Origin of the sequence: Pantoea sp. ICBG 985 (assembly GCF_002928365.1) — a bacterium.
GTDB classification, from domain to species: Bacteria; Pseudomonadota; Gammaproteobacteria; order Enterobacterales; family Enterobacteriaceae; genus Pantoea; species Pantoea dispersa.
Map to the genome: position 1 here is coordinate 398,381 of NZ_POWM01000005.1, position 24,429 is coordinate 422,809.

A 24,429-nucleotide genomic window follows, 5' to 3' on the forward strand; every position below is an offset into this window, starting at 1 on the left:
GCGGCGCGGGCGTGCGGCAGCGCGGGGAATTGCTTGACGCTGTGGGGCTGTCTCAGGACAATCCAGCCTCTATATTCCGCAGAGGATAGTTATGGAAGCCTGGATCCAACACCTGTTTACGCAATCGCTGGAGTACGCGCTGATTGCCGTGGCGCTGGTGACCTTTCTTGAGTCGCTGGCGTTTGTCGGCCTGCTGCTGCCGGGCACGGTCTTGATGGCCAGCCTCGGCGCGCTGGTGGGCAGCGGACAAATCGGGCTCTATCCGGCGTGGGCCGCCGGGCTGGCCGGCTGTCTGATTGGCGACTGGGTGTCGTACGGCATTGGCTGGAAATTCCAGGGACCGCTGCACCGCTGGAAATACCTGCAAAAATACAAAGGGCTGCTGGATAAAACCGAGCACGCGCTGCATCAGCACAGCATGTTTACCATCCTCGTGGGGCGCTTTGTCGGACCGACGCGTCCGCTGATTCCGCTGGCGGCCGGCATGCTGGAGCTGCCGGTGCGTAAATTCTTGCCGCCGAACATTATCGGCTGCATCCTGTGGCCGCCGGCCTACCTGATGCCGGGCATTCTGGCGGGCGTGGCGATCGACGTGCCGCAGGCGGCGCAGGGCGACAGCTTCAAATGGCTGCTGCTGGCGGTGGCGCTGCTGCTGTGGATCGGCGGCTGGCTGCTGTGGCGCTGGTGGCGCAGCGGCAAAAGCGTTGACTGGGCCACGCCTTATCTGCCACTGGCGCGGCTGCGCTGGCTGGCACCGCTGATGGCGCTCATCGGCGCGGGTGCCTTTATTGCGCTGTTGTTCCACCCGATGATGCCGATTTTCCTGCAGCTACTGTGGAAAGTGTTCTTCGCTTAACACGGCTGGACGCCAAGGATGGCGGCCGCCGGGCTCTCGCCGCGCAGCAGGCTGGCGGTGCTGCCATCCCAGTACACCCGACCGTCAACAATCACCAGGCTGCGTGAAGCAATCTGCTGCGCATCTTCCAGACTGTGCGACACCATCAGCAGCGTGATAGTGCGTGCCTCGCATACCGCGCGCACCAGCTGCAGCATCTCGCTGCGCAGCGCCGGATCGAGTGCCGAAAACGGTTCATCCAGCAGCAGTACCGGCTGATTACGCAGCAGGCAGCGCGCCAGCGCCACGCGCTGGCGCTGACCGCCGGAGAGCTGGCCGGGCAGACGCGTCAGCATCGATTCCAGCCCGGTTTGCTCCGCAATCTGCTGTACCTGCTGCTGCTGTTGGCGCGTCAGCTTCAGGCCGGGATGCAGGCCCAGCCCCAGATTTTGCTGCACCGTCAGGTGCGGAAACAGATTGTTCTCCTGAAACAGCATCGATACCGGTCGCGCGGAAGGCACGCTGCGGGTGTGGTCGACGCCATCGATCAGCAGGCTGCCCTGACTCACCGGCAGAAAGCCGCCGAGCAGGCTCAGCAGGGTACTTTTGCCCGCGCCGCTCGGGCCGAGAATGGCGAGACGTTCACCAGCCTGTGCGCTAAAGCTGAAGCGCATCGGCAGATGCTGGTAGAGATAAGTAAGGTTATTCAGTGTCAGCATGGCGACCCGGTAATTTTTCCATCAGCGTAAACAGCAGCAGGCATAACAGCAGCAGTAGCAGCGCGGTCACCGCGCCATCGGCACCGCGATAGGCGCCAATCTGCTGGAACAGATAAAACGGCAGGGTGCGGAAATCGGCGCTGCCGAACAGCGCCACCACGCCGAAATCCCCAATCGATAGCACGCAGGCAAATGCCAGCGCCTGTGCCAGCGGACGTTTCAGCGCCCGCAGTTCAATCAGCCGCAGGCGAGTAAACCCACTGATGCCCAGCGAGGCGCACAGCTGAGCGTAGCGCGCGTTGAGATCGCGCATCGGATTTTCCAGCACTTTCATGGCGTAGGGGATGGCGATCAGCGCGTTGGTAAAGATCACCAGCGCATCGGCACGCTGCGGCAGGCCAACGGTGGCGTTGAACAGCAGAAAGAACCCGCTCGCCAGCACAATGCCCGGCATCGCCAGAATCAGCATCCCGCTGAGTTCCATGGCCTGCGCGGCGAAGCGCTGCTGACGCTGGCGCAGTTCGCGACTGCTCCACAGCAGCATCATGGTCAGCAGCACGCACAGCACACCGGCACCGAGTGCGATACGCAGCGACGTCCACGTGGCCTGCCACAGCGCGGGCTGTTGCAGCGCGCCGGCAATGCCGCCGCGTAAGCCGTCGACCAGCACCGCCGCCAGCGGTGGCAGCAGTAACAGCAGTGCCAGCGTAATCAGCAGCGTATCCGCGACGCGTGCGTGCCAGGAATCCTGCGGATCGCGCCAGCCGCGCACCGTCTGGCTACCGGCCGGAATCGCTTTACTGAAGCGCTGGCTGAGCAGCACCAGCAGCAGACAGCAGCCGAGCTGCAACAATGCCAGCAGCGCGGCGCGGCCGGGATCGTAATCAAAGCTAAGCGCCTGATAAATGGCCAGCTCCAGCGTGGTGGCCTGCGGACCGCCGCCCAGTGCCAGCACAGTGGCAAAACTGGCGAAGCACAGCATAAAGATCAGCGCCGCCGTTGGCAGCAGCGGACGGCGCAGCCACGGCCACTCCAGCAGGCGAAACAGCGACCAGCCGCGCAGACCGAGCTGCGCCGCCAGCTGGCGCTGCTCGCCGGGAATGCTCTCCAGCGCCTGCAGCAGCATGCGCGTTGCCAGCGGCAGATTAAAGAACACGTGCGCCAGCAAAATGCCCTGCAGGCCGTAGGGCGAGAAGTGATAGTCGATACCTACGGCGGCGCAAAGCTGCGCCAGCCAGCCGCTGCGCCCATAGACGCTCAGCAGACCGAATACGGCGACCAGCACCGGCAGCACCAGCGTCATGGCGCACAGGCGCAGCAGCAGGGTGCGGCCGGTAAAGCGGCGGCGATAGAGCGCGCGGGCCAGCAGAATGGCCGGCAGCACCGAAAGCAGCGCTGACAGCAGCGCCTGTTCAAAGGAGAACGCCAGCACATGGTGCAGATAGCTATCGCTGAGCAGCGCGCGCCAGTCGGTGGCCGGCGCGGCGAGCAGCAGGGCACCGAGCGCCAGCAGCGCGACCGCACACAAGAGCAGTGCGCTAAGCGCTCCGGGCAGCAGCCAGCCGGGCATCAGCGGCTGACGGCGCGCTGCCACGCGCTAATCCACGCCGCGCGATGGTCAGCCACCTCTGTCGGGGTGTATTGCAGCGCATTAGCAGGCACCGGCAACGCCTGATAACCGGCGGGTAAATCGCTTTTGATCACCGGATACATCCAGTTGCCGGTGGGAATGGTGCGCTGAAACGCTGGCGACACCATAAACTGCATGAATTGCTGCGCCAGCTGCGGCTGTTTGCTGCTGGCGAGCTGCGCGCCCACTTCTACCTGCAGATAGTGACCTTCGCTGAACGGCGCGGCGGCGTAGTTATCCTTTTTCTCTTCAATGATGTGGTAAGCCGGCGAGGTGGTGTAGCTCAGCACCAGATCGCTTTCGCCTTTGAGGAACAGACCATAAGCTTCGCTCCAGCCTTTGGTGACGGTCACGGTTTTGCTGGCCAGCTTCTGCCAGGCCGCCGGCGCTTCATCGCCGTACACTTTCTGCATCCACAGCAGCAGACCGAGCCCCGGCGTGCTGGTGCGCGGGTCTTCATAAATCACCCGCCATTTTTCCGGGCTTTCGACCAGCTCCTTCAGGCTGTGCGGCGGATTCTTCAGCTTGTTTTTGTCGTAAACGAATGCGAAGTAGCCGTAATCAAACGGGATAAAAGTGTCATTGTGCCAGCCGTCCGGCAGTTGTAGCCCGCGGGTATCCACCGTACTTTTGCTGAACAGGCCGGTTTTTTCCGCCGCCTGAATCAGGTTATTGTCCAGCCCCAGTACCACGTCGGCCTTGCTGTTCTTTCCTTCCATACGCAGGCGATTAAGCAGCGATACGCCATCCTCCAGCGCCACATAGTTCAGCTCACAGCCGCAGCGGGCCTCAAAGGCTTTTTTCACTGCCGGACCGGGGCCCCAGTCGGCGGCGAACGAGTCGTAGGTATACACGGTGAGAACGGGTTTGGCCGCCAGAGCCGGCGCAGCGATCAGCAGCAACAGGGGCAGAACTTTATTTAACACTTTGCGTTCCTTAAGGAGAAGGTAAGGTTGCGTCGCAAAGGATCTGAGGGCGGAACATCTCAAATCCCTACGCCGGTACGAGCCGGATCAGGTTCGACGGGTCTCTCTCAGCCAGTTAACCGGCACCCCGTTGAGAACGACATATTCTAGACATTTACAGGACAACGCGAAAGGTTCACCTGCCGATCGTGTTGTCTCATGCTGCCCTTTTTACAGCTCCGGCGGGGCGAACCAGGCGGACTTGAAGTCAAACCAGCCGAGCGTGTTCAGCCGCACGCCACGCATGCTGCGCTGGCCCTCCAGCAGCAGCCAGTGATGAAATAGCGGATGCAGATAGTCGCTGTTTACCAGCTGTTTGCTCCACTCCGCCAGCGGCAGCGCTTTCTCACGCCAGCGCGCGGCGTCGGCCTGCCAGTCGAGCGGGATACAGTGATGCATCAGCGGTAGCTCGTAGAGCTGAGCGAACAGGGCGTAGTCGAGCGGCAGGGTAAAGTTGACGCTGCCCAGCCAGATGTCACTCTCGCCCGCGCCGTCGAACCAGCTTTCGTAGCTCACTTCGCGGGTAATCAGCTCGACGCCCTGCTGCGCCAGTAGCGGCCGCAGCGCATTGGCGATGCCCTCGTGTTCGACGTGGTGGCTGTACCAGCTGAGCGTCAGCTGGGTCACGCCGCCGGGCTTGTGGGCTGGGGTGATATCGCGGCGATGGTGCCAGCGCGGCAGCAGGCCATAAGCCGGGAACCAGTAGCGCTGATAGCCAACGCCGGCATGATTGAGCAGCGCGATAGGATTAAGCAGATCGCTCACCCAGCGGCGGAAACCGGCATCGCGACCGCGTTCAGATCGCTGATCGAACAACAGAAAATAGCAACCCTCTTCGAGACGACTCTCTTCCGATTTTTCGTCGTCGTTTTCGCCTTCCAGTTTTACACCGGCGTAGACCAGCTCATCGCTGATCTCCGGCAGCACCCAGATCGAGACATCATCAATCAGCGCGCGGTAGCCGAAGTAGTCATCAAACGCGGCGATTTTCAGCTGGGTTTGCTGATTGCGCACCACGCTGTACGGACCGGTGCCAATGGGCTGACGGGCGAAGTGGCGCAGCGTCGGCCACTCACGCGGCAGAATCATGGCGCTGACGCTGGCCAGCAGCCACGGCAGCCAGCAGTCCGGCTGGCTGAGATGGATATCCAGCGTCCACGGCGCCGGCGAGTGCAGTTGGTCGATGTGCGAAAACAGCGGCTGGCTGCGCACCCGCTCCAGCGAGGCGATGACATCCTCCATCTCCAGCTCGCGACCATGATGAAAGCGGATTGCCGGCCGCAGGAAGAAGCGCCAGTGCAGCGGAGAGGTTTGCTGCCAGTGATGGGCAATGTCGGCGGCGATTTCCCCCTTTTCCTCATTTATACGCGTCAGGCCGCTGAATATCTGTCGCGCCAGATGGGTTTCTGAACGGCGCAGCGGCGAGCCGGGCAGCAGGTTAGGCAAGGGCCGGTAATAGAGCACGCGCAGAATATGCTTACCCTGGCGAAAGCTGCGGCCAAGGTGCGCGGCAATCATCTGCCGCACCTGGTTTTTATCGCCCACCAGTTGCACCAGCTGGTCGATGCGATCCTGCTCCAGCAGGTCTTCGGCGCGCTGCTGCTGTAGCGCCAGTCCGGTGTAGCAGAAGCTCAGCAGCGAGCGTTTACCGCGACCGGCTTCAGCCTGCCAGATCAGCCAGCCCGCCGCCTGCATGGCGTTCAGCAGGTTACGCATGTGGCGGCGTGAGCAGTGCAGCAGTTCAGCCAGCTCGCTCAGCGTAGTTTCCTGATCCTGGCCCTGACAGTGTTGCCACAGGCGAATGAATTGCTGTTGCAGACGCGCAGAGGACATAAAAGGGGAACTCCTTCTCGACTTCGCTCAGTTTTTCCTGCCCCATATTAGAGGCATACTGGCGGGCAATGGAAGAGCGGGAGGCATTCAGCAATGAATGGCGCTCTGCCAGCGGTTCCGCCGACGTGGAACCTTTTCTGAGTAGGGTGCAATTTCACCGCCAGCGGAGTTTTTCTCTGCTGGCTTTTTTCGTTTTGCTGTGGAATCTTCTACGCTGTTTTTTCCCGGTCTTTTTCCTCAAAGGGATTTCTGCATGAAATCGCTGTTACCGCGGCCGCGCCGCCTGAATCCGGTTTACCTCTCCTTTATGGCGGTGTCGTTTATGGTCGGCGTGGCGGGGGCGTTACAGGCGCCGACGCTCAGCCTGTTTTTGACGCGCGAGGTGCAGGTGCGGCCGTTCTGGGTCGGCCTGTTCTTTACCATCAATGCCGTCGCCGGGATCGTGATCAGCCTGCTGATGGCGAAGCGTTCGGATAACCGTGGCGATCGCCGTCATCTGATCCTGTTTTGCTGCCTGATGGCGGTGGCCAACGCGCTACTGTTTGCCTTTAACCGTCACTATCTGACGCTTATCACCCTCGGTGTGCTGCTGTCGGCGCTGGCCAGCGTGGCGATTCCGCAGATCTTCGCGCTGGCGCGTGAATATGCCGATCAGTCGGCGCGTGAAGTAGTGATGTTCAGTTCGGTGATGCGCGCCCAGCTGTCGCTGGCGTGGGTGATTGGGCCGCCGCTGTCGTTCGCGCTGGCGCTCAACTACGGCTTCGTCACGCTGTTCTGCGTGGCGGCGGTGATTTTTCTGCTGAGTATGCTGCTGATCTGGCGCACGCTGCCCTCGGTGCCGCGCATCGCCGCCACGCCGGAGCAGGTGCTGATGCAGCTCAGCCCGTGGAAAGACAGCCAGGTGCGGCTGCTGTTTATCGCCTCGGTGGTGATGTGGGCGTGTAATACCATGTATATCATCGATATGCCGCTGTATATCAGCGCAACCCTTGGCCTGCCGGAGAAGCTGGCGGGTCTGCTGATGGGCACCGCCGCCGGGCTGGAGATCCCGATCATGCTGCTGGCCGGCCATTACGCGAAGCGCTACGGCAAGCGCAAGCTGATGTTGCTGGCGCTGGTAGCGGCGATTGTATTTTATCTCGGGCTGGTGCTATTCCGTTCTCAAACCGCGCTGATGGTGCTGCAGCTGTTTAACGCCGCGTTTATCGGCATCATCGCCGGCATAGGTATGCTGTGGTTTCAGGATTTGATGCCGGGCCGTGCCGGTGCGGCGACCACCATGTTCACCACCTCGATTTCAACCGGGTTGATTATCGCCGGCCTGATCCAGGGGATACTGAGTGAGCGCTTTGGTCATGAGTCGGTGTACTGGCTGGCGCTGGTGATGGCGGTGGTGGCGCTGGTGCTGGCGGCGCGGGTACGGGATGCGCGGTGAGGGCGGTGTGGAGATTGAAGGTCGCCATCAATGGCGACCAAATTACTGACGCGTTTGCTGTAGGGTGCGCCTTGCTGCGCACCGGGTAAACCTTAACGCAGAAACGCTGGCTGGCTGGATTCGTAGCTGGCGATGGACGCTTCATGCTGCAGCGTCAGGCCAATGCTGTCGAGGCCGTTGATCATGCAGTGACGGCGGAAGCTGTCGATTTCAAAGCTATAAACCTTGTCGCCGGCGGTGACGGTCTGCGCTTCGAGATCGACGGTGAAGCGGATGCCCGGCTGCGCGGCCACCAGTTTGAACATTTCATCGACCTGCTTTTCGCTCAGCTTCACCGGCAGCAGCTGGTTGTTGAAGCTGTTACCGTAGAAGATGTCGGCGAAACTCGGCGCAATCACCACGTGAAAACCGAAGTCGGTCAGCGCCCACGGCGCGTGTTCACGCGAGGAGCCGCAGCCAAAGTTCTCGCGCGCCAGCAGGATGCTGGTGCCTTTGAACTCCGGCTTATTCAGCACGAAGCTGGCGGTCGGCTGGGTGCCGGCATCATCATCAAAACGCCAGTCGTGGAACAGGTGCGCGCCAAAGCCGGTGCGCGTCACTTTCTGCAAAAACTGCTTCGGGATGATGGCATCGGTGTCGACGTTTGCGGCATCCAGTGGGGCCACAATCCCGGTGTGTTGGGTAAATTTGTTCGCCATGGCTTAAGCTCCCTGAGTCAATTCACGAATGTCGGCAAAACGACCGGTTACCGCCGCCGCAGCAGCCATCGCCGGGCTCACCAGATGGGTGCGACCGCCGCGACCCTGGCGACCTTCAAAGTTACGGTTACTGGTTGAGGCACAGCGCTCGCCCGGATTCAGACGATCGTTGTTCATCGCCAGGCACATCGAACAGCCCGGCAGACGCCATTCAAAACCGGCTTCGAGGAAGATTTTGTCCAGGCCTTCGGCTTCAGCCTGCGCTTTCACCGGACCAGAACCCGGCACCACCATCGCAACCACGCCCGGCGCGACTTTGCGGCCTTTGGCGATCGCGGCAGCCGCGCGCAGATCTTCGATACGTGAGTTGGTGCAGGAACCGATAAACACTTTATCGATCGCTACCTCAGTCAGTTTGATGCCCGGCTGCAGATCCATATAGGCCAGCGCTTTCTCGGCGGAAGCGCGTTCAACCGGATCGGCAAACGAGGCCGGATTCGGGATGGCCTGATCCACGGCCATCACCTGGCCCGGATTGGTGCCCCAGGTGACCTGCGGCGCGATATCGGCAGCATTCAGCGTCACAACGGCGTCAAACTGCGCGTCGCTGTCGGACTTCAGGGTGCGCCAGTAAGCCACCGCCTGCTCCCACTGCTCGCCCTTCGGCGCAAACTGCTTGTCTTTCAGATAGGCAAACGTGGTGTCATCCGGTGCTACCAGGCCCGCTTTGGCGCCCATCTCAATCGCCATGTTGCACAGCGTCATGCGGCCTTCCATGCTCAGCGCTTCAATCGCCGGGCCACAGAATTCAACCACGTGACCGGTGCCGCCGGCGCTGCCGGTTTTACCGATGATCGCCAGTACGATGTCTTTGGCGGTGATACCCGGCGCAGCTTCGCCCAGCACTTCAATCTTCATGGTTTTCGCCCGGCCCTGTTTCAGGGTCTGGGTGGCGAACACGTGCTCCACTTCGGAGGTGCCGATACCGAACGCCAGGGAACCGAAGGCGCCGTGCGTTGCGGTGTGCGAGTCGCCGCAAACGATGGTCATGCCCGGCAGCGTCATGCCCTGCTCAGGACCGATCACGTGCACAATGCCCTGGAACGGGTGGTTCAGGTCATACAGCTGAATGCCGAACTCAGCACAGTTCTTCATCAGCTCCTGCATCTGGATACGCGCCATTTCACCCGAGGCGTTGATGTCTTTGGTCTGGGTGGAAACGTTGTGGTCCATGGTGGCAAAGGTCTTCGACGGCTGGCGCACTTTACGGCCGTGCGCACGCAGACCGTCAAACGCCTGCGGCGAGGTGACTTCGTGAATCAGGTGACGATCGATATACAGTAACGGCGTTTCGTCTGGCGCTTCGTGAACGACATGTGCATCAAATAACTTCTGGTATAAGCTTTTCATTTTGTTATTTTTCCTCGCTGATGTAACCGGCAATGATACTGCCCATTTCATCGGTGCTCACGGCAGGACCGTCACCGGCCAAATCACGGGTGCGATGGCCCGCTTCCAGCGCACGGCTTACCGCGCGCTCAATGCTATCCGCAGCGGCGTCAGCGTTCAGGCTGAAACGCAGCAGCATCGCCAGCGACAGAATCTGCGCAATTGGGTTGGCGATGTTCTGGCCAGCGATATCCGGTGCGGAACCGCCCGCCGGTTCGAACAGGCCGAATCCCTCTTCATTCAGGCTGGCCGAAGGCAGCATGCCCATCGAGCCGGTAATCATCGCGCACTCGTCCGACAGAATGTCACCAAACAGATTCGAGCAGAGTAAAACGTCAAACTGCGACGGATCCTTAATCAGCTGCATGGTGGCGTTGTCGATATACATATGACTCAGCTGCACATCCGGATAATCTTTTGCCACTTCGTTGACGATTTCACGCCACATCACCGAGGTCGCCAGCACGTTAGCTTTATCAACGGAAGTCACTTTGTTACGACGCTTGCGCGCAGCTTCAAAGGCGTTGCGGGCAATACGCTCGATTTCGAAACGGTGATAGACCTCGGTATCAAAAGCGCGTTCATGCGCGCCGCTGCCTTCGCGGCCTTTCGGCTGGCCGAAATAGATGCCGCCGGTCAGCTCACGCACGCACAGGATATCGAAGCCGCGGGCAGCGATGTCGCTGCGCAGCGGGCAAAATGCTTCCAGACCTTTGTACAGCGCCGCCGGGCGCAGGTTGCTGAACAGTTTGAAGTGTTTACGCAGCGGCAGCAGCGCACCGCGCTCAGGCTGGCCAGCCGGCGGCAGGTGTTCCCATTTTGGACCGCCGACCGAGCCGAACAGAATGGCATCGGCCTGCTCAGCACCGGCCACGGTGGCGGCGGGTAAAGGTTCACCGTGACGATCGATGGCGATACCGCCGACATCATATTCGCTGGTGGTGATGCGCATATCGAAGCGCGCGCGAATCGCGTCGAGAACTTTCATGGCCTGCGCCATCACTTCCGGACCGATTCCGTCGCCTGGCATTACCGCAATATGATAAGACTGAGTCATAGTTACACCGTTTCCTTCTGATCTTTAAATTTACGCTGCAATTCTTTTTCGACCTGCTTTGCCCGCCAGATGTTGTTCAGGGCATTCACCATCGCTTTCGCCGAGGATTCGACAATATCGGTCGCCAGGCCCACGCCGTGGAATTTACGCCCGTTGTAGTTGACCACGATATCGACCTGACCCAGCGCGTTTTCGCCGTGGCCTTTCGCGGTCAGCTTGTAGTTCACCAGCTCAGCATCGAAGCCGGTGATACGGTTAATAGCCTGGTAGACGGCATCAACCGGACCGTTACCGGTGGCGGCGTCGGCTTTGGCCTCTTCGCCGCAGCCCAGCTGCACCGACGCCGTCGCGGTGACGCTGGAGCCGGTCTGCACGTTGAATTCGTTCAGCTGGAAGTACTCCGGCTCTTCATTCTGCTTATTAATGAAGGCCAGCGCTTCCAGGTCGTAATCGAACACCTGGCCTTTTTTGTCCGCCAGCTTCAGGAAGGCGTCGTACAGCGTATCCAGGTTGTAATCGGACTCTTTGTAACCCATCTCTTCCATACGGTGCTTCACGGCGGCACGGCCGGAGCGGGAGGTCAGGTTCAGCTGAATTTTATGCAGGCCAATCGATTCTGGCGTCAGGATTTCGTAGTTTTCGCGGTTCTTCAGCACGCCATCCTGATGAATGCCGGAGGAGTGGGCGAAGGCGTTGGAACCGACCACCGCTTTGTTAGCCGGAATCGGCATGTTGCAGATCTGGCTGACAATCTGGCTGGTGCGGTAGATTTCCTGATGATTGATATTGGTGTGCACGTTCATGATCTGCTGGCGGGTTTTGATCGCCATGATCACCTCTTCCAGCGCACAGTTACCGGCGCGCTCGCCCAGGCCGTTCAGCGTGCCTTCGACCTGACGCGCACCGGCCAGCACTGCCGCAATGGCGTTACCGGTCGCCATACCCAGATCGTCATGGGTATGTACCGACAGAATCGCTTTGTCGATGTTGGGTACGCGCTGTACCAGCTGACCAATAATGTTGGCGTACTCGCCCGGCAGGGTGTAGCCCACGGTGTCCGGAATATTGATGGTGGTGGCACCGGCGTTGATTGCGGCTTCTACCATGCGGCACAGGTCGTCAATCGGCGTACGGCCACCGTCTTCGCAGGAGAACTCAACGTCATCGGTATAGTTGCGCGCCCGCTTAATCATGTGCACCGCGCGTTCAATCACTTCCGGCAGCGTGCTGCGCAGTTTAGTGGCGATATGCATCGGCGAAGTAGCGATAAAGGTGTGAATACGGAAGGCATCGGCCACGCGCAGCGATTCGTAAGCCGCATCGATATCTTTCTCGACACAGCGCGCCAGACCACACACGCGGCTGTTTTTGATGGTCCGGGCAATGGTCTGCACGGATTCGAAATCACCCGGCGAAGAGACCGGAAAACCGACTTCCATTACATCCACGCCCATCCTTTCCAGCGCCAGGGCGATCTGCAGTTTTTCTTTAACACTCAGGCTGGCCTGTAATGCCTGTTCGCCGTCGCGCAGAGTGGTATCGAAAATTATTACTTGCTGGCTCATGGTCATCTTCCTTTTGCATTGACTTCGCCGGTGCTACGAGCATAAAAAAACCCGCGCAGTGGCGCGGGTTTTTTAACTTTCAGCAGGTTCGAATCAGTTGTTGATTTCGCCCACGAGTCTACCGCGCAAACTGGATGCGTTAAGTAGTAGACCGAGTAGACGAAAAGAACGTGACATGAATCAAACCTCGTAAAATGAGTGCTGCACATATTGGTACTGGATTCGCCTGGCGATGTCAACCCTAAGTGAAAGGGTATTTCTCTGGCCGGAAAAGGGCGATGTGCTGGGATTATCGGTCATCGCAGAGCATTGCCATTAATTAACGGTGGCTTAGCGCGTTATGCCACTTTAAAAAATCTTTTAAAAAAGGCGGATAATTTTAAGTTGCTGAATTATATGTTTTTAGTAAGGCTTATTCGTCAGGTGGAAAAACAAGATAAAGCTTGTTGCTTAGCAGATTGTGATGTGGAAGAGGGATTTAAGAGTTAATCACGCCAGAAACGCGGTAACGGAAAAAATTGTGGGCTAAACACGCTGGCAATATGAAAATCATATTTCTTACAACACGCTGTAAATAATCTGCAAACCAGCATTTTCCTCTGTCCTTATGCCATCGCATTAGTTTATTCCTCCCGGGCGATAATCACGCGTCAGTGCCTTTTTTGCCACTGACAGCGCCGTGCCGCCTTATGGCGTTTGCAGGCCGGGTTTTCTGCGGTTATGGTAATCGACCTACTCTCAAAAGAATCCACGCAGGTAGATTCCCTGTACCTGGAAGACGAAATGAATGGCGTCTTCTGAGCATAAACATAAGGTTTTGATCTTAATTGGCAATAAAGGGACAGATGCGAGCGGCACGCAGGATAGCGTTTGCTGGCGCAGCTGGCTCTCAAGCCTGGAGGCAGAAAATGGAGATGTTGTCAGGAGCCGAAATGGTCGTCCGTTCGTTAATCGATCAGGGCGTTAAGCAGGTATTCGGTTATCCGGGCGGTGCGGTGCTCGATATTTATGATGCGCTGCAAACGGTCGGTGGTATTGACCACGTGCTGGTGCGCCACGAGCAGGGCGCCGTACATATGGCGGATGGCCTGGCGCGCGCGACCGGCGAAGTCGGCGTGGTGCTGGTCACCTCAGGTCCTGGCGCTACCAACGCCATCACCGGCATTGCGACCGCTTATATGGATTCCATTCCGCTGGTGATCCTCTCCGGTCAGGTGCCGTCCTCGCTGATTGGCTATGACGCCTTCCAGGAGTGCGACATGGTGGGGATTTCGCGTCCGGTGGTGAAGCACAGCTTCCTGGTGAAAAGCACCGAAGAGATTCCGACGGTGCTGAAAAAAGCCTTCTGGCTGGCGGCCAGCGGTCGTCCGGGACCGGTGGTGATCGATCTGCCAAAAGATATTCTGAATCCGGCTAACAAGCTGCCATACGTGTGGCCGGAAACCGTCAGCATGCGCTCTTACAATCCGACGCTGCAGGGCCACAAAGGCCAGATCAAGCGCGCGCTGCAGACGCTGCTGGCGGCGCACAAGCCGGTAATTTACGTCGGCGGCGGGGCCATTACTTCTGGCTGCGAGGCGGAACTGCTGCAGCTGGCAGAGCAGCTGAATATTCCGGTCACCACCTCGCTGATGGGGCTGGGCGCGTTCCCGGGCACGCATCGTCAGTGTGTGGGCATGCTGGGTATGCACGGAACCTATGAAGCCAACATGACCATGCACAATGCCGATCTGATCTTTGGTATCGGCGTACGCTTTGACGACCGCACCACCAACAATCTGGCGAAGTATTGCCCGAATGCCACCGTGATGCACATTGACGTCGACCCGACTTCGATTTCCAAGACCGTCAGCGCCGATATTCCGATTGTCGGCGATGCCAGACAGACGCTGACGCAGATGCTGGAGCTGCTGGCGCAGAGCGAGGCGAAGCAGGAGCTCGACAGCCTGCGTGACTGGTGGCAGAGCATTGAAGGCTGGCGCAGCCGCAAGTGCCTGGAATTTGACCGTACCAGCGACAAAATCAAACCGCAGGCGGTGATCGAAACCATTTGTCGTCTGACGCACGGCGAGGCGTATGTGACCTCGGACGTCGGCCAGCACCAGATGTTCGCCGCGCTTTACTACCAGTTCGATAAACCGCGTCGCTGGATCAACTCCGGCGGCCTCGGCACCATGGGCTTTGGCCTGCCGGCGGCGCTCGGCGTGAAGATGGCGCTGCCGCAGGAAACCGTGATTTGCGTGACCGGCGACGGCAGTATTCAGATGAATATTCAGGAGCTGTCGACCGCGCTGCAGTACGACCTGCCGGTGCTGGTGCTGAACCTGAACAACCGCTTCCTCGGCATGGTGAAACAGTGGCAGGACATGATTTACTCCGGCCGCCATTCACAATCCTATATGGAATCGCTGCCGGACTTCGTGCGTCTGGCAGAAGCCTATGGCCACGTGGGCATCGCGATTCAGCATCCGGCTGAGCTGGAAGAGAAGCTGCAGCTGGCGCTCGATACGCTGGCGAAAGGGCGTCTGGTGTTTGTGGATGTCACGGTGGACGGCAGCGAGCACGTCTACCCGATGCAGATTCGCGGTGGCGCGATGGATGAGATGTGGTTGAGCAAAACGGAGAGGACTTAATTATGCGTCGTATTTTATCAGTTCTGCTGGAGAACGAATCCGGCGCATTGTCGCGCGTGGTGGGGCTGTTTTCCCAGCGCGGCTATAACATTGAGAGCCTGACCGTCGCACCGACCGACGATCCTACCCTGTCGCGCATGACCATTCAGACCGTGGGCGACCAGAAAGTACTGGAGCAGATCGAAAAGCAGCTGCACAAGCTGGTGGACGTGTTACGCGTCAGCGAACTGGGGCAGGGCGCTTACGTCGAGCGTGAAATCATGCTGGTGAAGATTCAGGCCAGCGGGTACGGTCGCGAAGAGGTAAAACGCAGTGCGGAAATTTTCCGTGGGCAGATCATCGATGTGACGCCGACGCTGTACACGGTTCAGCTGGCCGGCACCAGCGATAAACTCGACGCGTTCCTCAACACCGTGCGCGAAGTGGCGGAAATCGTTGAAGTGGCGCGTTCCGGCATCGTCGGGGTATCACGCGGCGATCGCGTAATGCGTTAATACCGCAAAGTTATCATCGGTTTTCAAGCTAACCCGGCGGAATGCCGGGTTTTTTTATTTTATGCGCTTCGGCCGCTTGTGCATGAAAAGCGGTTGCTCAGCGTACTGTTCTGCGGTTAGATGTTACAAATGTTTTACCCTTAGCTACTCTGCGGACATTTTCGCCAGCCCTGGCTTATCAGAATTAAGGTGTCATCGTGAAACTGGATGAAATTGCGCGCCTGGCGGGCGTGTCGCGCACCACGGCGAGCTATGTCATCAATGGCAAAGCGCGGCAGTATCGTGTCAGCGACAAAACCGTTGAGAAAGTCATGGCGGTGGTGCGTGAGTACAACTATCACCCCAACGCGGTGGCTGCGGGCCTGCGCGCCGGACGCACCCGTTCGATTGGTCTGGTGATCCCCGATCTGGAAAACACCAGTTATACCCGCATCGCCAACTATCTCGAACGCCAGGCGCGTCAGCGCGGCTATCAGCTGCTGATTGCCTGTTCCGAAGATCAGCCGGATAACGAAATGCGCTGCATTGAGCACCTGCTGCAGCGTCAGGTGGATGCGATCATTGTCTCCACGTCGCTGCCGCCGGAACATCCGTTCTATCAGCGCTGGGTCAACGATCCGCTGCCGATTATCGCGCTGGACCGCGCGCTGGATCGTGAACACTTCACCAGCGTGGTCGGTGCCGATCAGGATGACGCGCAGGCGCTGGCGGCTGAATTGCGTCAGCTGCCGGTAAAAAATGTGTTGTTTCTCGGCGCGCTGCCGGAGCTGTCGGTCAGCTTCCTGCGTGAAATGGGTTTCCGCGAGGCGTGGCAGGGCGATGAACGCCCGATCGATTTCATCTATTGCAATAGCTTTGACCGCGCCGCTGCGGCGACGCTGTTTGAAAAATACCTTGAAGACCACGCGATGCCCGAAGCACTGTTTACCACCTCGTTTGGCCTGCTGCAGGGGGTGATGGACGTGACGCTGAAGCGTGATGGTCGCTTGCCAACTGACCTGGCTATTGCGACTTTCGGCGACCACGAATTATTAGACTTTCTGGAGTGCCCGGTGCTGGCGGTAGGGCAGCGCCATCGCGATGTTGCTGAGCGTGTGCTCGAGCTGGTGCTGGCTTCGCTGGATGAGCCACGCAAACCGAAGCCGGGTTTAACCCGTATTCGCCGTAATTTATTCCGCCGCGGACAATTAAGTCGTCGCGCTAAATGAAGCGTCGGGCGAGACGTCGCCCGCGCTAATTTCTCTCATCCATATTTAACCAGACGCACACGGGCGTAAAAAAGCGTAAATTATCATCGCCCCGGCTAACGAATTATCGGCGCTGGATTTTCTTATTTGTTTACATCTTCAGCAATCGCGCATAGCAGAGCTGACGCGATGGTGCTGGGCTTCCTTTCAGAAATCCCCTAAAATGCCGCCGCCGTCGCAGATTGGGGCAGAATAATCGCAGCGGTAAAATTGCGCTAATTTTCACCGATAAATCTGACGCAAATTTTTTTTATACTGTTATTCATCAGGTTAATTTTAAATTGACCATTCATTCTCCTCTTATTCTTCTCTCCGGTTAATTTCATTCGGTGTAAAGAGTGATATTCACTTGCCGTTGCGGCTTGACAAGGATTTCATCGGCTCCGTAAACTCGTTTCGTGGTAAAAAGTGGGATAAAGTGGTGAAAACGGGTAACTGAGGGGTAGGGCTGGCATGTTCCGTGGAGCAACGTTAGTCAATCTCGACAGCAAAGGGCGCCTGGCGGTGCCGACGCGTTATCGCGAATTGCTGCTCGCAGAGTCTCAGGGTCACATGGTTTGCACCATTGACCTCCATCAGCCCTGCCTGCTGCTTTATACCCTGCCCGAATGGGAAATTATTGAGAAAAAACTGGCCCGGTTATCCAGTATGAATCCGAACGAGCGTCGCGTGCAGCGTCTGCTGTTAGGTCATGCCAGCGAGTGCCAGATGGATAACGCAGGCCGTTTACTGCTGGCGAACACGTTGCGCCAGCATGCGAGCCTGACCAAAGAAGTGATGCTGGTTGGACAGTTCAACAAGTTTGAGCTGTGGGATGAACAGACCTGGTATCAACAAGTTAAGGACGATATTGACGCAGAACAGTCAGCTCAGGAGCCTTTATCTGAGCGGTTGCAGGACTTGTCGCTATAGCTATGCAGGAAAATTTTAAACACACCACGGTGCTGCTGGATGAGGCGGTTAACGGCCTTAATATCAGGGAAGACGGCATTTATATTGACGGCACCTTTGGTCGCGGCGGTCACTCACGCCTGATCCTGTCGCAGCTTGGCGCGCACGGACAGTTACTGGCGATCGATCGCGATCCGCAAGCCATAGCCGCAGCCGCTGAGATAAAAGATTCACGTTTTTCGATTGTGCACGGGCCGTTTTCAGCGCTGGCTGAGTATGTCGAAGAGCGCGGGCTGACCGGCAAAATCGATGGCGTACTGCTGGATTTGGGCGTCTCTTCGCCTCAGCTGGATGACGCCGAGCGCGGTTTCTCCTTTATGCGCGACGGGCCGCTGGATATGCGTATGGATCCGACGCGCGGTCAGTCGGCAGCCGAGTGGTTGCAGAGCGCGGAAGAGGCAGATATTGCATTTGTGCTGAAAACCTACGGCGAAGAGCGCTTTGCGAAACGCATCGCCCGCGCCATTGTCGAGCGCAACCGGGAACAGCCGATGACGCGCACCAAAGAGCTGGCCGATCTGATTGCGGCGGCAACGCCGGTAAAAGACAAGTTTAAGCATCCGGCGACGCGCAGCTTCCAGGCGATACGCATCTGGATCAACAGTGAGCTGGAAGAGATCGATATCGCGCTCAAAGGGGCATTGACGGTGCTGGCACCGGGCGGGCGTTTATCCATCATCAGCTTCCACTCGCTGGAGGATCGGCTGGTGAAGCGCTTCATGCGTGACCAGAGCCGCGGACCGCAGGTGCCGGCCGGGATTCCGATGACCGAGAGCCAGCTGAAAGCGCTGGGCGGACGTGAACTGAAAACCCTCGGCAAGCTGATTCCTGGCGAAGCCGAAGTCAAAGACAACCCGCGCGCGCGCAGTTCGGTCCTGCGTATCGCTGAGAGAACCGCATCGTGATTGGCAATGAGCGTCACAGCCTGCCCGGCGTCATTGGTGGCGATCTGCTGCGTTTTGGCAAGATCCCGCTGCTGCTGCTGATCGCCGTGCTGGTTTCTTCGGTGCTGGTGGTGACCACCACGCATAAGACCCGTCTGCTGACGGCGCAGCGTGAGCAGCTGGTACTGGAGCGTGATGCGCTGGATATCGAATGGCGCAACCTGATCCTCGAAGAGAATGCGCTGGGCGATCACAGCCGGGTAGAACGGATAGCAACCGACAAGCTGCAGTTGCAGCATGTTGATCCTTCACAGGAAAATATTGTGGTGCAGAAATAAGGAATCGCAGACCTCAATGAGCGGCGCAGGCAAAACGCTGAAGTTAAGAAAACAGGAAGATAAGGCCAGCTTTGTAAGCTGGCGTTTTGCGTTGCTGTGCGGCTGTATTCTTCTGGCGCTGGGCGGATTGCTGTCGCGCGTGGCGTGGCTGCAGGTCATCAGCCCGGATAAGCTGGTGAAGGAAGGCGATTTACGTTCGCTGCGCGTGCAGGAAGTGCCTACCGCACGCGGCATGATCAGCGATCGCGCCGGACGCCCGCTGGCGGTAAGCGTGCCGGTTAACGCCATCTGGGCCGATCCCAAAGAGCTGACCGAGCACGGCGGCGTCACCGTTGATAGCCGCTGGAAAGCGCTGTCGGATGCGCTGTCGATCCCGCTGGATCAGCTGGCGGCGCGCGTCAACGCCAACCCAAAAGGGCGCTTTATTTACCTCGCCCGTCAGGTTAACCCGGCGATTGGCGAATACGTGAAAAAGCTCAAGCTGCCCGGTATTTACCTGCGCCAGGAGTCGCGCCGCTACTATCCGGCCGGTCAGGTCACTGCCCACCTGATTGGCTTCACCAACATTGACGGCCAGGGCATTGAAGGCATCGAGAAGAGCTTTGATAAATGGCTGACCGGCGAGCCGGGCGAACGTACCGTGCGCAAAGACCGCTACGGGCGGGTAATTGAAGATATCTCCTCGGTCGATAGCCGCGCCGCGCACAACCTGACGCTGAGCATCGACGAGCGCCTGCAGGCGCTGGTGTACCGCGAACTGAACAATGCCGTTGCCTTCAACAAAGCCGAATCGGGTACTGCGGTGCTGGTGGACGTGAACACCGGCGAAGTGCTGGCGATGGCCAACAGCCCGGCTTACAACCCCAATAATCTCAGCAACACGCCGAAAGACGTCATGCGTAACCGCGCTATTACCGACATCTTCGAGCCGGGTTCCACCGTGAAGCCAATGGTGGTGATGACCGCACTACAGCGCGGCGTGGTGAAAGAGAACAGCGTTCTGAACACCGTGCCGTATCGCGTCAATGGTCATGAGATCAAGGACGTGGCGCGCTATAACGAATTGACCCTTACCGGGGTTCTGCAGAAGTCGAGTAACGTCGGGGTTTCGCGCCTCGCGTTAGCGATGCCCTCCTCAGCGCTGGTAGAAACTTACGCGCGCTTTGGTCTGGGTAAACCGACCAATTTGGGGCTGGTCGGGGAAAGTAGTGGCTTATACCCTCAAAAACAACGGTGGTCTGACATAGAGAGGGCCACCTTCTCTTTCGGCTATGGGCTAATGGTAACGCCGTTACAGTTAGCGCGAGTCTACGCAACCATTGGCAGCTACGGCATCAACCGCCCGCTGTCGATTACCAAAGTTGACCCGCCGGTGGCGGGCGAGCGCGTTTTCCCGGAAGACCTGGTGAAAACCGTGATGCACATGATGGAAAGCGTGGCGCTGCCGGGTGGCGGTGGTGTTAAAGCCGCCATCAAGGGCTATCGCATCGCGATCAAAACCGGTACCGCGAAAAAAGTCGGGCCGGACGGACGCTACGTCAATAAATACATTGCTTACACCGCGGGCGTTGCGCCTGCCAGTCGCCCGCGTTTTGCGCTGGTGGTGGTGATCAACGATCCCCAGGCCGGTAAATATTATGGTGGTGCGGTTTCTGCACCGGTGTTTGGCGCCATCATGGGCGGTGTGCTGCGCACCATGAACATTGAACCGGATGCGCTGCCAACGGTGGATAAAAACGAGTTGGTGAAGAATAAGAGAAGTGAGGAATCAAGTGACAGATCGTAACCTGCGCGACTTGCTGGCCCCGTGGGTGCCTGGCGCGCCGGCGCGTCCACTCCGTGACATGACACTGGACAGCCGCGCTGCGGCTGCTGGCGATCTGTTTATCGCCGTGGCGGGCCATCATGCTGATGGACGTCGATTTATTCCACAGGCCATCGCCCAGGGTGTGGCGGCGGTCATTGCCGAGGCTGAAGGCGAAGCCAGCGATGGGGATATCCGCGAGATGCACGGCGTCCCGGTTATCTATCTGGCTCAGCTGCCGCAGCGCCTTTCCGCGCTGGCCGGGCGTTTCTACCAGCAGCCGGCTGAAAAATTAAAGCTGATTGGTGTGACCGGCACTAACGGTAAAACCACCACCACGCAGCTGATTGCGCATTGGGCCAACCTGCTGGGCGAAACCGGTGCGGTGATGGGCACGGTGGGCAATGGCCTGTACGGTCAGCTGGTGCCGAGTGAAAACACCACCGGTTCAGCGGTGGATGTACAGCATATTCTGCACGACCTGGTCGGGCAGGGGGCTAGCGTCGCCGCGATGGAGGTTTCTTCGCACGGTCTGGTGCAGCATCGCGTGGCCGCGCTGCCGTTTGCCGCCGCGGTATTTACCAATCTGAGCCGCGATCACCTTGATTATCACGGTGACATGCAGGGCTACGAATCAGCCAAGTGGCTGCTGTTCTCTGAGCATCAGGTAGGCGAGGCCATCATCAACGCTGATGATGAAGTGGGCCGCCGCTGGCTGGAAAAATTACCGGATGCCGTGGCCGTTACGCTGAGCAACAATCTGCAGCCCGGCTGTCGTGGCCGCTGGCTGCAGGCGACGGCGATCGATTATCACGACGGCGGCGCACACGTGCAGTTCAGTTCAAGCTGGGGCAACGGCGAGTTTGACAGCCGCCTGATGGGCGCCTTTAACGTCAGCAATCTGCTGCTGGCGCTGGCGACACTGCTGACGCTGGATTATCCGCTCGACACGCTGGTGGCCAGTGCCAGCCAGCTGCAGCCGGTGTGCGGGCGTATGGAAGTGTTCACCGCCGCGCACAAGCCGACGGTAGTGGTGGATTACGCACATACGCCAGACGCGCTGGAAAAAGCGCTGGAGGCGGCCCGGCTGCACTGCAAGGGCCAGCTGTGGTGCGTATTTGGCTGCGGTGGCGACCGTGACAAAGGCAAACGCCCGCTGATGGGCGCGATTGCCGAACAGTTTGCCGATATCGTGGTGATCACCGATGACAATCCGCGGAGCGAAGAGCCGACGGCGATTGTTAACGACATTCTCACCGGCCTGCTCGATCCGGGCCGGGCACGCGTTATTGCAGGACGAGCGCAGGCGGTTACCCATGCGGTGATGCAGGCCAGCGCCGACGACATCGTGCTGGTGGCCGGTAAAGGCCATGAAGATTATCAAATCATCGGCAACCGCCGCCTTGACTACTCTGACCGCGACACCGTCGCCCGTTTGCTGGGGGTAATGGCATGATTCCGGTTACGCTGAAAACCCTGGCAGAGATTAGCGGTGGGCAACTGCACGGCAGCGATCTCACTATTGCTGATGTCACCACGGATACCCGTAAAGTTACCCCAGGCAGCCTGTTTGTCGCGCTGGTGGGCGAACGTTTTGATGCGCACGATTTTGCCGCCGACGCTATCGCCAGTGGCGCACAGGCGCTGCTGGTGAATCGTCGTTTAGCGGTCGACGTGCCGCAGGTGGTGGTCGCTGACACGCGTATCGCCTTTGGTCAGCTCGGCGCCTGGGTGCGTCAGCAGGCGAAAGCGCGCGTGGTGGGGCTGACCGGCTCCTCCGGTAAAACCTCCGTGAAAGAGATGACCGCGGCGATTCTGCGCCAGTGCGGTGAAACGCTGTATACCGCCGGCAATCTCAACAACGATTACGGCGTGCCGATGACGCTGCTGCGTCTTACCCCGCAACACGCGTATGCCGTGATTGAAATGGGCGCGAACCATCAGGGTGAAATCGCCTACACCACCAATCTGGTGCGTCCGGAAACCGCGCTGGTCAACAATCTGGCGGCGGCGCATCTGGAAGGCTTCGGTTCACTGGCGGGCGTGGCAAAAGCCAAAGGCGAAATCTTTGGCGGCTTACCGGTGCACGGCACTGCAATCATCAACGCTGACAGCAACGATCTGCCCAACTGGCAGCCGCAGTTTGCTGACAAAACCCTGTGGCGCTTTTCGCCGCAGCCGATGGCAGACGCGGAGTTCCGCGCCAGCGATATCGTACTGCGCGCTGACGCCACGCTGTTTACCCTGCACACGCCGCGCGGCGACATCGCCGTCGAGCTGCCGCTGCCGGGCCGGCACAATATCGCTAATGCGCTGGCTGCTGCCGCGCTGGCGCTGTCGGTTGACGCGCCGTTAACCGCTATCCAGTCTGGCCTTAAAACCTTACAGCCCGTTCCTGGGCGCCTGTTCCCGATTCGCCTCGCCGGTAATCAGCTGCTGCTGGATGACAGCTACAACGCTAACGTTGGCTCGATGACCGCCGCTGCGCAGGTGCTGGGCGATATGCCGGGCTTCCGCGTCATGGTGGTCGGCGACATGGGCGAGCTGGGCGACGAAGCCGAAGCCTGTCATCGTCAGGTGGGCGAAGCGGCGAAAGCCGCCGGTATTGATTGTGTGCTGAGCACCGGCAGCTTCAGCCATTTGATTAGTGAAAGCAGCGGCCGGGGCGAACATTTCGCCAGTAAAGCTGAACTGACTGAACGTTTACGCACGCTGCTGTCCCTACATGCGGACATCACTATTTTGGTTAAAGGTTCACGTAGTGCCGCCATGGAGCAGGTAATACAGAGCTTACAGGAGAAAGGAACATGCTAGTCTGGCTGGCCGAACATCTGGTCGCATTTTATTCCGGCTTTAACGTCTTTTCCTATCTGACGTTTCGCGCCATTGTCAGCCTGCTGACCGCTCTGTTCATCTCTTTATGGATGGGCCCGCGCCTGATCGCCTGGCTGCAGAAACTGCAGATTGGCCAGGTAGTACGTAACGATGGTCCGGAGTCGCACTTCAGCAAGCGCGGCACGCCGACCATGGGCGGCATAATGATTCTGACTTCCATCACGGTTTCGGTGCTGATGTGGGCTTATCCGTCCAATCCTTACGTCTGGTGCGTGCTGGTGGTGCTGGTCGGTTTTGGCGTAATTGGCTTTGTTGATGACTATCGCAAAGTGGTGCGTAAAGACACTAAGGGCCTGATCGCGCGCTGGAAATATTTCTGGATGTCGGTGATTTCGCTCGGCGTGGCGTTCGCGCTGTTCATCGCCGGTAAAGATACGCCTGCCACACAGCTGGTGGTGCCGTTCTTCAAAGATGTTATGCCGCAGCTCGGCCTGTTCTACGTGGTGCTGGCCTATTTTGTGATTGTCGGAACCGGTAATGCGGTAAACCTGACAGACGGTCTGGATGGTCTGGCCATCATGCCAACGGTGTTTGTCGCGGCGGGATTTGCGCTGGTGGCCTGGGCGACCGGTAACGTGAAATTTGCCGAGTATCTGCACATCCCGTATCTGCGCCACGCCGGTGAGCTGGTGATTGTCTGTACCGCGATTGTCGGGGCCGGTCTCGGCTTCCTGTGGTTCAACACCTATCCGGCGCAGGTCTTTATGGGCGACGTGGGTTCGCTGGCGCTGGGCGGCGCACTGGGCACGCTGGCAGTGCTGCTGCGTCAGGAATTTTTGCTGGTGATTATGGGCGGCGTATTTGTGGTTGAGACGCTGTCGGTGATCCTGCAGGTGGGTTCGTTCAAGCTGCGCGGTCAGCGTATTTTCCGCATGGCACCGATTCACCACCACTATGAACTGAAAGGCTGGCCGGAGCCGCGCGTGATCGTGCGCTTCTGGATTATTTCGCTGATGCTGGTGCTGATTGGCCTGGCAACGCTCAAGGTACGTTAATC

The 24,429-nt window shown here is 58.8% G+C and carries 22 protein-coding genes and 1 riboswitch; of the genes, 13 read left to right on the plus strand and 9 right to left on the minus strand.

Going from position 1 to position 24,429, the window contains the following annotated elements; genetic code table 11:
- Window positions 1-91: 91 nt before the first annotated feature.
- A complete protein-coding gene (locus C1Y42_RS17120) occupies window positions 92-856 on the plus strand; it encodes a DedA family protein (RefSeq protein ID WP_104093998.1) in 765 nt (254 codons plus the stop codon).
- Here the strand turns inward: C1Y42_RS17120 and thiQ are convergent.
- From thiQ to sgrR, 4 genes are all read right to left on the minus strand, one after another.
- Entirely contained in the window at window positions 853-1,554 is a 702-nt protein-coding gene (gene thiQ, locus C1Y42_RS17125) for a thiamine ABC transporter ATP-binding protein ThiQ (RefSeq protein WP_104093999.1), read from the minus strand. The genes C1Y42_RS17120 and thiQ overlap by 4 nt on opposite strands.
- Entirely contained in the window at window positions 1,538-3,148 is a 1,611-nt protein-coding gene (thiP, locus tag C1Y42_RS17130; protein WP_104094000.1) for a thiamine/thiamine pyrophosphate ABC transporter permease ThiP, read from the minus strand. Before thiP ends, thiQ begins: the two co-directional genes overlap by 17 nt.
- Window positions 3,124-4,110, minus strand: a complete 987-nt coding sequence (thiB, locus tag C1Y42_RS17135) for a thiamine ABC transporter substrate binding subunit (protein WP_104094001.1) — start codon at window positions 4,108-4,110, stop codon at window positions 3,124-3,126. The genes thiP and thiB overlap by 25 nt, the downstream gene beginning before the upstream one ends.
- 46 nt (window positions 4,111-4,156) lie before the next feature.
- A riboswitch (TPP riboswitch) is annotated at window positions 4,157-4,250 on the minus strand.
- Window positions 4,251-4,320: 70 nt separating this feature from the next.
- Window positions 4,321-5,982, minus strand: coding sequence for an HTH-type transcriptional regulator SgrR (sgrR, locus tag C1Y42_RS17140; protein WP_104094002.1), 1,662 nt, complete (start codon window positions 5,980-5,982; stop codon window positions 4,321-4,323).
- A 253-nt stretch (window positions 5,983-6,235) separates the two neighbouring features.
- On the opposite strand from sgrR, the gene C1Y42_RS17150 reads away from it, so the two are divergent.
- Window positions 6,236-7,417, plus strand: coding sequence for an MFS transporter (locus tag C1Y42_RS17150; protein ID WP_021507575.1), 1,182 nt, complete (start codon window positions 6,236-6,238; stop codon window positions 7,415-7,417).
- Window positions 7,418-7,509: 92 nt separating this feature from the next.
- Here the strand turns inward: C1Y42_RS17150 and leuD are convergent, their stop codons facing one another.
- The 5 genes from leuD to leuL form a co-directional block, all read right to left on the minus strand.
- Complete coding sequence (gene leuD, locus C1Y42_RS17155; RefSeq protein WP_104094003.1) at window positions 7,510-8,115, minus strand: 3-isopropylmalate dehydratase small subunit; 606 nt, start codon at window positions 8,113-8,115, stop codon at window positions 7,510-7,512.
- A 3-nt stretch (window positions 8,116-8,118) separates the two neighbouring features.
- On the minus strand, window positions 8,119-9,525 hold the full coding sequence (leuC, locus tag C1Y42_RS17160) for a 3-isopropylmalate dehydratase large subunit (RefSeq protein WP_058759634.1): 1,407 nt from the start codon (window positions 9,523-9,525) through the stop codon (window positions 8,119-8,121).
- 4 nt (window positions 9,526-9,529) lie between these two features.
- Window positions 9,530-10,621: a 3-isopropylmalate dehydrogenase gene (leuB, locus tag C1Y42_RS17165; RefSeq protein WP_058759633.1), complete on the minus strand. Its 1,092-nt coding sequence runs from the start codon at window positions 10,619-10,621 to the stop codon at window positions 9,530-9,532.
- 2 nt (window positions 10,622-10,623) lie between these two features.
- Window positions 10,624-12,186 (minus strand): 2-isopropylmalate synthase, encoded by a 1,563-nt coding sequence (gene leuA / locus C1Y42_RS17170; protein WP_021507571.1) that lies wholly within the window; start codon window positions 12,184-12,186, stop codon window positions 10,624-10,626.
- 93 nt (window positions 12,187-12,279) lie between these two features.
- Window positions 12,280-12,363: a leu operon leader peptide gene (gene leuL, locus C1Y42_RS24075; RefSeq protein ID WP_125308910.1), complete on the minus strand. Its 84-nt coding sequence runs from the start codon at window positions 12,361-12,363 to the stop codon at window positions 12,280-12,282.
- 132 nt (window positions 12,364-12,495) lie between these two features.
- Here leuL and C1Y42_RS23475 point away from each other — a divergent pair, with 132 nt between their 5' ends.
- The 11 genes from C1Y42_RS23475 (at window position 12,496) to mraY (ending at window position 24,427) form a co-directional block, all read left to right on the plus strand.
- The gene (locus C1Y42_RS23475) at window positions 12,496-12,675 is read left to right on the plus strand and encodes a hypothetical protein (protein ID WP_132466716.1); all 180 of its coding nucleotides are present in this window, start codon (window positions 12,496-12,498) and stop codon (window positions 12,673-12,675) included.
- A gap of 419 nt (window positions 12,676-13,094) precedes the next feature.
- The gene (ilvI, locus tag C1Y42_RS17175) at window positions 13,095-14,819 is read left to right on the plus strand and encodes an acetolactate synthase 3 large subunit (RefSeq protein WP_031279705.1); all 1,725 of its coding nucleotides are present in this window, start codon (window positions 13,095-13,097) and stop codon (window positions 14,817-14,819) included.
- Window positions 14,820-14,821: 2 nt separating this feature from the next.
- The gene (gene ilvN, locus C1Y42_RS17180; protein ID WP_010615603.1) at window positions 14,822-15,313 is read left to right on the plus strand and encodes an acetolactate synthase small subunit; all 492 of its coding nucleotides are present in this window, start codon (window positions 14,822-14,824) and stop codon (window positions 15,311-15,313) included.
- A 197-nt stretch (window positions 15,314-15,510) separates the two neighbouring features.
- Window positions 15,511-16,521 (plus strand): catabolite repressor/activator, encoded by a 1,011-nt coding sequence (gene cra, locus C1Y42_RS17185; RefSeq protein ID WP_010615604.1) that lies wholly within the window; start codon window positions 15,511-15,513, stop codon window positions 16,519-16,521.
- 492 nt (window positions 16,522-17,013) lie between these two features.
- Window positions 17,014-17,472, plus strand: a complete 459-nt coding sequence (mraZ, locus tag C1Y42_RS17190) for a division/cell wall cluster transcriptional repressor MraZ (protein WP_058774830.1) — start codon at window positions 17,014-17,016, stop codon at window positions 17,470-17,472.
- Window positions 17,473-17,474: 2 nt separating this feature from the next.
- Window positions 17,475-18,416, plus strand: coding sequence for a 16S rRNA (cytosine(1402)-N(4))-methyltransferase RsmH (gene rsmH, locus C1Y42_RS17195; protein WP_058774829.1), 942 nt, complete (start codon window positions 17,475-17,477; stop codon window positions 18,414-18,416).
- Window positions 18,413-18,733 carry a cell division protein FtsL gene (ftsL, locus tag C1Y42_RS17200; protein ID WP_021507567.1) on the plus strand — a complete coding sequence of 107 codons (321 nt, stop codon included), beginning with the start codon at window positions 18,413-18,415 and terminating at the stop codon, window positions 18,731-18,733. The genes rsmH and ftsL overlap by 4 nt, the downstream gene beginning before the upstream one ends.
- A gap of 16 nt (window positions 18,734-18,749) precedes the next feature.
- Window positions 18,750-20,519 carry a peptidoglycan glycosyltransferase FtsI gene (locus tag C1Y42_RS17205; protein WP_021507566.1) on the plus strand — a complete coding sequence of 590 codons (1,770 nt, stop codon included), beginning with the start codon at window positions 18,750-18,752 and terminating at the stop codon, window positions 20,517-20,519.
- Window positions 20,506-21,993, plus strand: coding sequence for a UDP-N-acetylmuramoyl-L-alanyl-D-glutamate--2,6-diaminopimelate ligase (gene murE / locus C1Y42_RS17210; RefSeq protein ID WP_021507565.1), 1,488 nt, complete (start codon window positions 20,506-20,508; stop codon window positions 21,991-21,993). The genes C1Y42_RS17205 and murE overlap by 14 nt, the downstream gene beginning before the upstream one ends.
- Window positions 21,990-23,351: a UDP-N-acetylmuramoyl-tripeptide--D-alanyl-D-alanine ligase gene (gene murF, locus C1Y42_RS17215; RefSeq protein WP_021507564.1), complete on the plus strand. Its 1,362-nt coding sequence runs from the start codon at window positions 21,990-21,992 to the stop codon at window positions 23,349-23,351. Before murE ends, murF begins: the two co-directional genes overlap by 4 nt.
- Window positions 23,345-24,427, plus strand: coding sequence for a phospho-N-acetylmuramoyl-pentapeptide-transferase (gene mraY, locus C1Y42_RS17220; RefSeq protein ID WP_021507563.1), 1,083 nt, complete (start codon window positions 23,345-23,347; stop codon window positions 24,425-24,427). The genes murF and mraY overlap by 7 nt, the downstream gene beginning before the upstream one ends.
- The last annotated feature ends 2 nt before the right edge of the window (window positions 24,428-24,429 follow it).

What these genes read in the sequence shown, in the direction of transcription:
- C1Y42_RS17120 (WP_104093998.1), top strand. Translation starts at nt 92, where the DNA reads ATGGAAGCCTGGATCCAACACCTGTTTACGCAATCGCTGGAGTACGCG.
- mraY (WP_021507563.1), top strand. Translation starts at nt 23,345, where the DNA reads ATGCTAGTCTGGCTGGCCGAACATCTGGTCGCATTTTATTCCGGCTTT.
- ilvN (WP_010615603.1), top strand. Translation starts at nt 14,822, where the DNA reads ATGCGTCGTATTTTATCAGTTCTGCTGGAGAACGAATCCGGCGCATTG.
- leuA (WP_021507571.1), bottom strand. Translation starts at nt 12,186, where the DNA reads ATGAGCCAGCAAGTAATAATTTTCGATACCACTCTGCGCGACGGCGAA.
- thiQ (WP_104093999.1), bottom strand. Translation starts at nt 1,554, where the DNA reads ATGCTGACACTGAATAACCTTACTTATCTCTACCAGCATCTGCCGATG.
- leuD (WP_104094003.1), bottom strand. Translation starts at nt 8,115, where the DNA reads ATGGCGAACAAATTTACCCAACACACCGGGATTGTGGCCCCACTGGAT.
- mraZ (WP_058774830.1), top strand. Translation starts at nt 17,014, where the DNA reads ATGTTCCGTGGAGCAACGTTAGTCAATCTCGACAGCAAAGGGCGCCTG.
- C1Y42_RS17150 (WP_021507575.1), top strand. Translation starts at nt 6,236, where the DNA reads ATGAAATCGCTGTTACCGCGGCCGCGCCGCCTGAATCCGGTTTACCTC.
- leuL (WP_125308910.1), bottom strand. Translation starts at nt 12,363, where the DNA reads ATGTCACGTTCTTTTCGTCTACTCGGTCTACTACTTAACGCATCCAGT.
- sgrR (WP_104094002.1), bottom strand. Translation starts at nt 5,982, where the DNA reads ATGTCCTCTGCGCGTCTGCAACAGCAATTCATTCGCCTGTGGCAACAC.
- leuC (WP_058759634.1), bottom strand. Translation starts at nt 9,525, where the DNA reads ATGAAAAGCTTATACCAGAAGTTATTTGATGCACATGTCGTTCACGAA.
- C1Y42_RS17205 (WP_021507566.1), top strand. Translation starts at nt 18,750, where the DNA reads ATGAGCGGCGCAGGCAAAACGCTGAAGTTAAGAAAACAGGAAGATAAG.
- leuB (WP_058759633.1), bottom strand. Translation starts at nt 10,621, where the DNA reads ATGACTCAGTCTTATCATATTGCGGTAATGCCAGGCGACGGAATCGGT.
- ilvI (WP_031279705.1), top strand. Translation starts at nt 13,095, where the DNA reads ATGGAGATGTTGTCAGGAGCCGAAATGGTCGTCCGTTCGTTAATCGAT.
- rsmH (WP_058774829.1), top strand. Translation starts at nt 17,475, where the DNA reads ATGCAGGAAAATTTTAAACACACCACGGTGCTGCTGGATGAGGCGGTT.
- murF (WP_021507564.1), top strand. Translation starts at nt 21,990, where the DNA reads ATGATTCCGGTTACGCTGAAAACCCTGGCAGAGATTAGCGGTGGGCAA.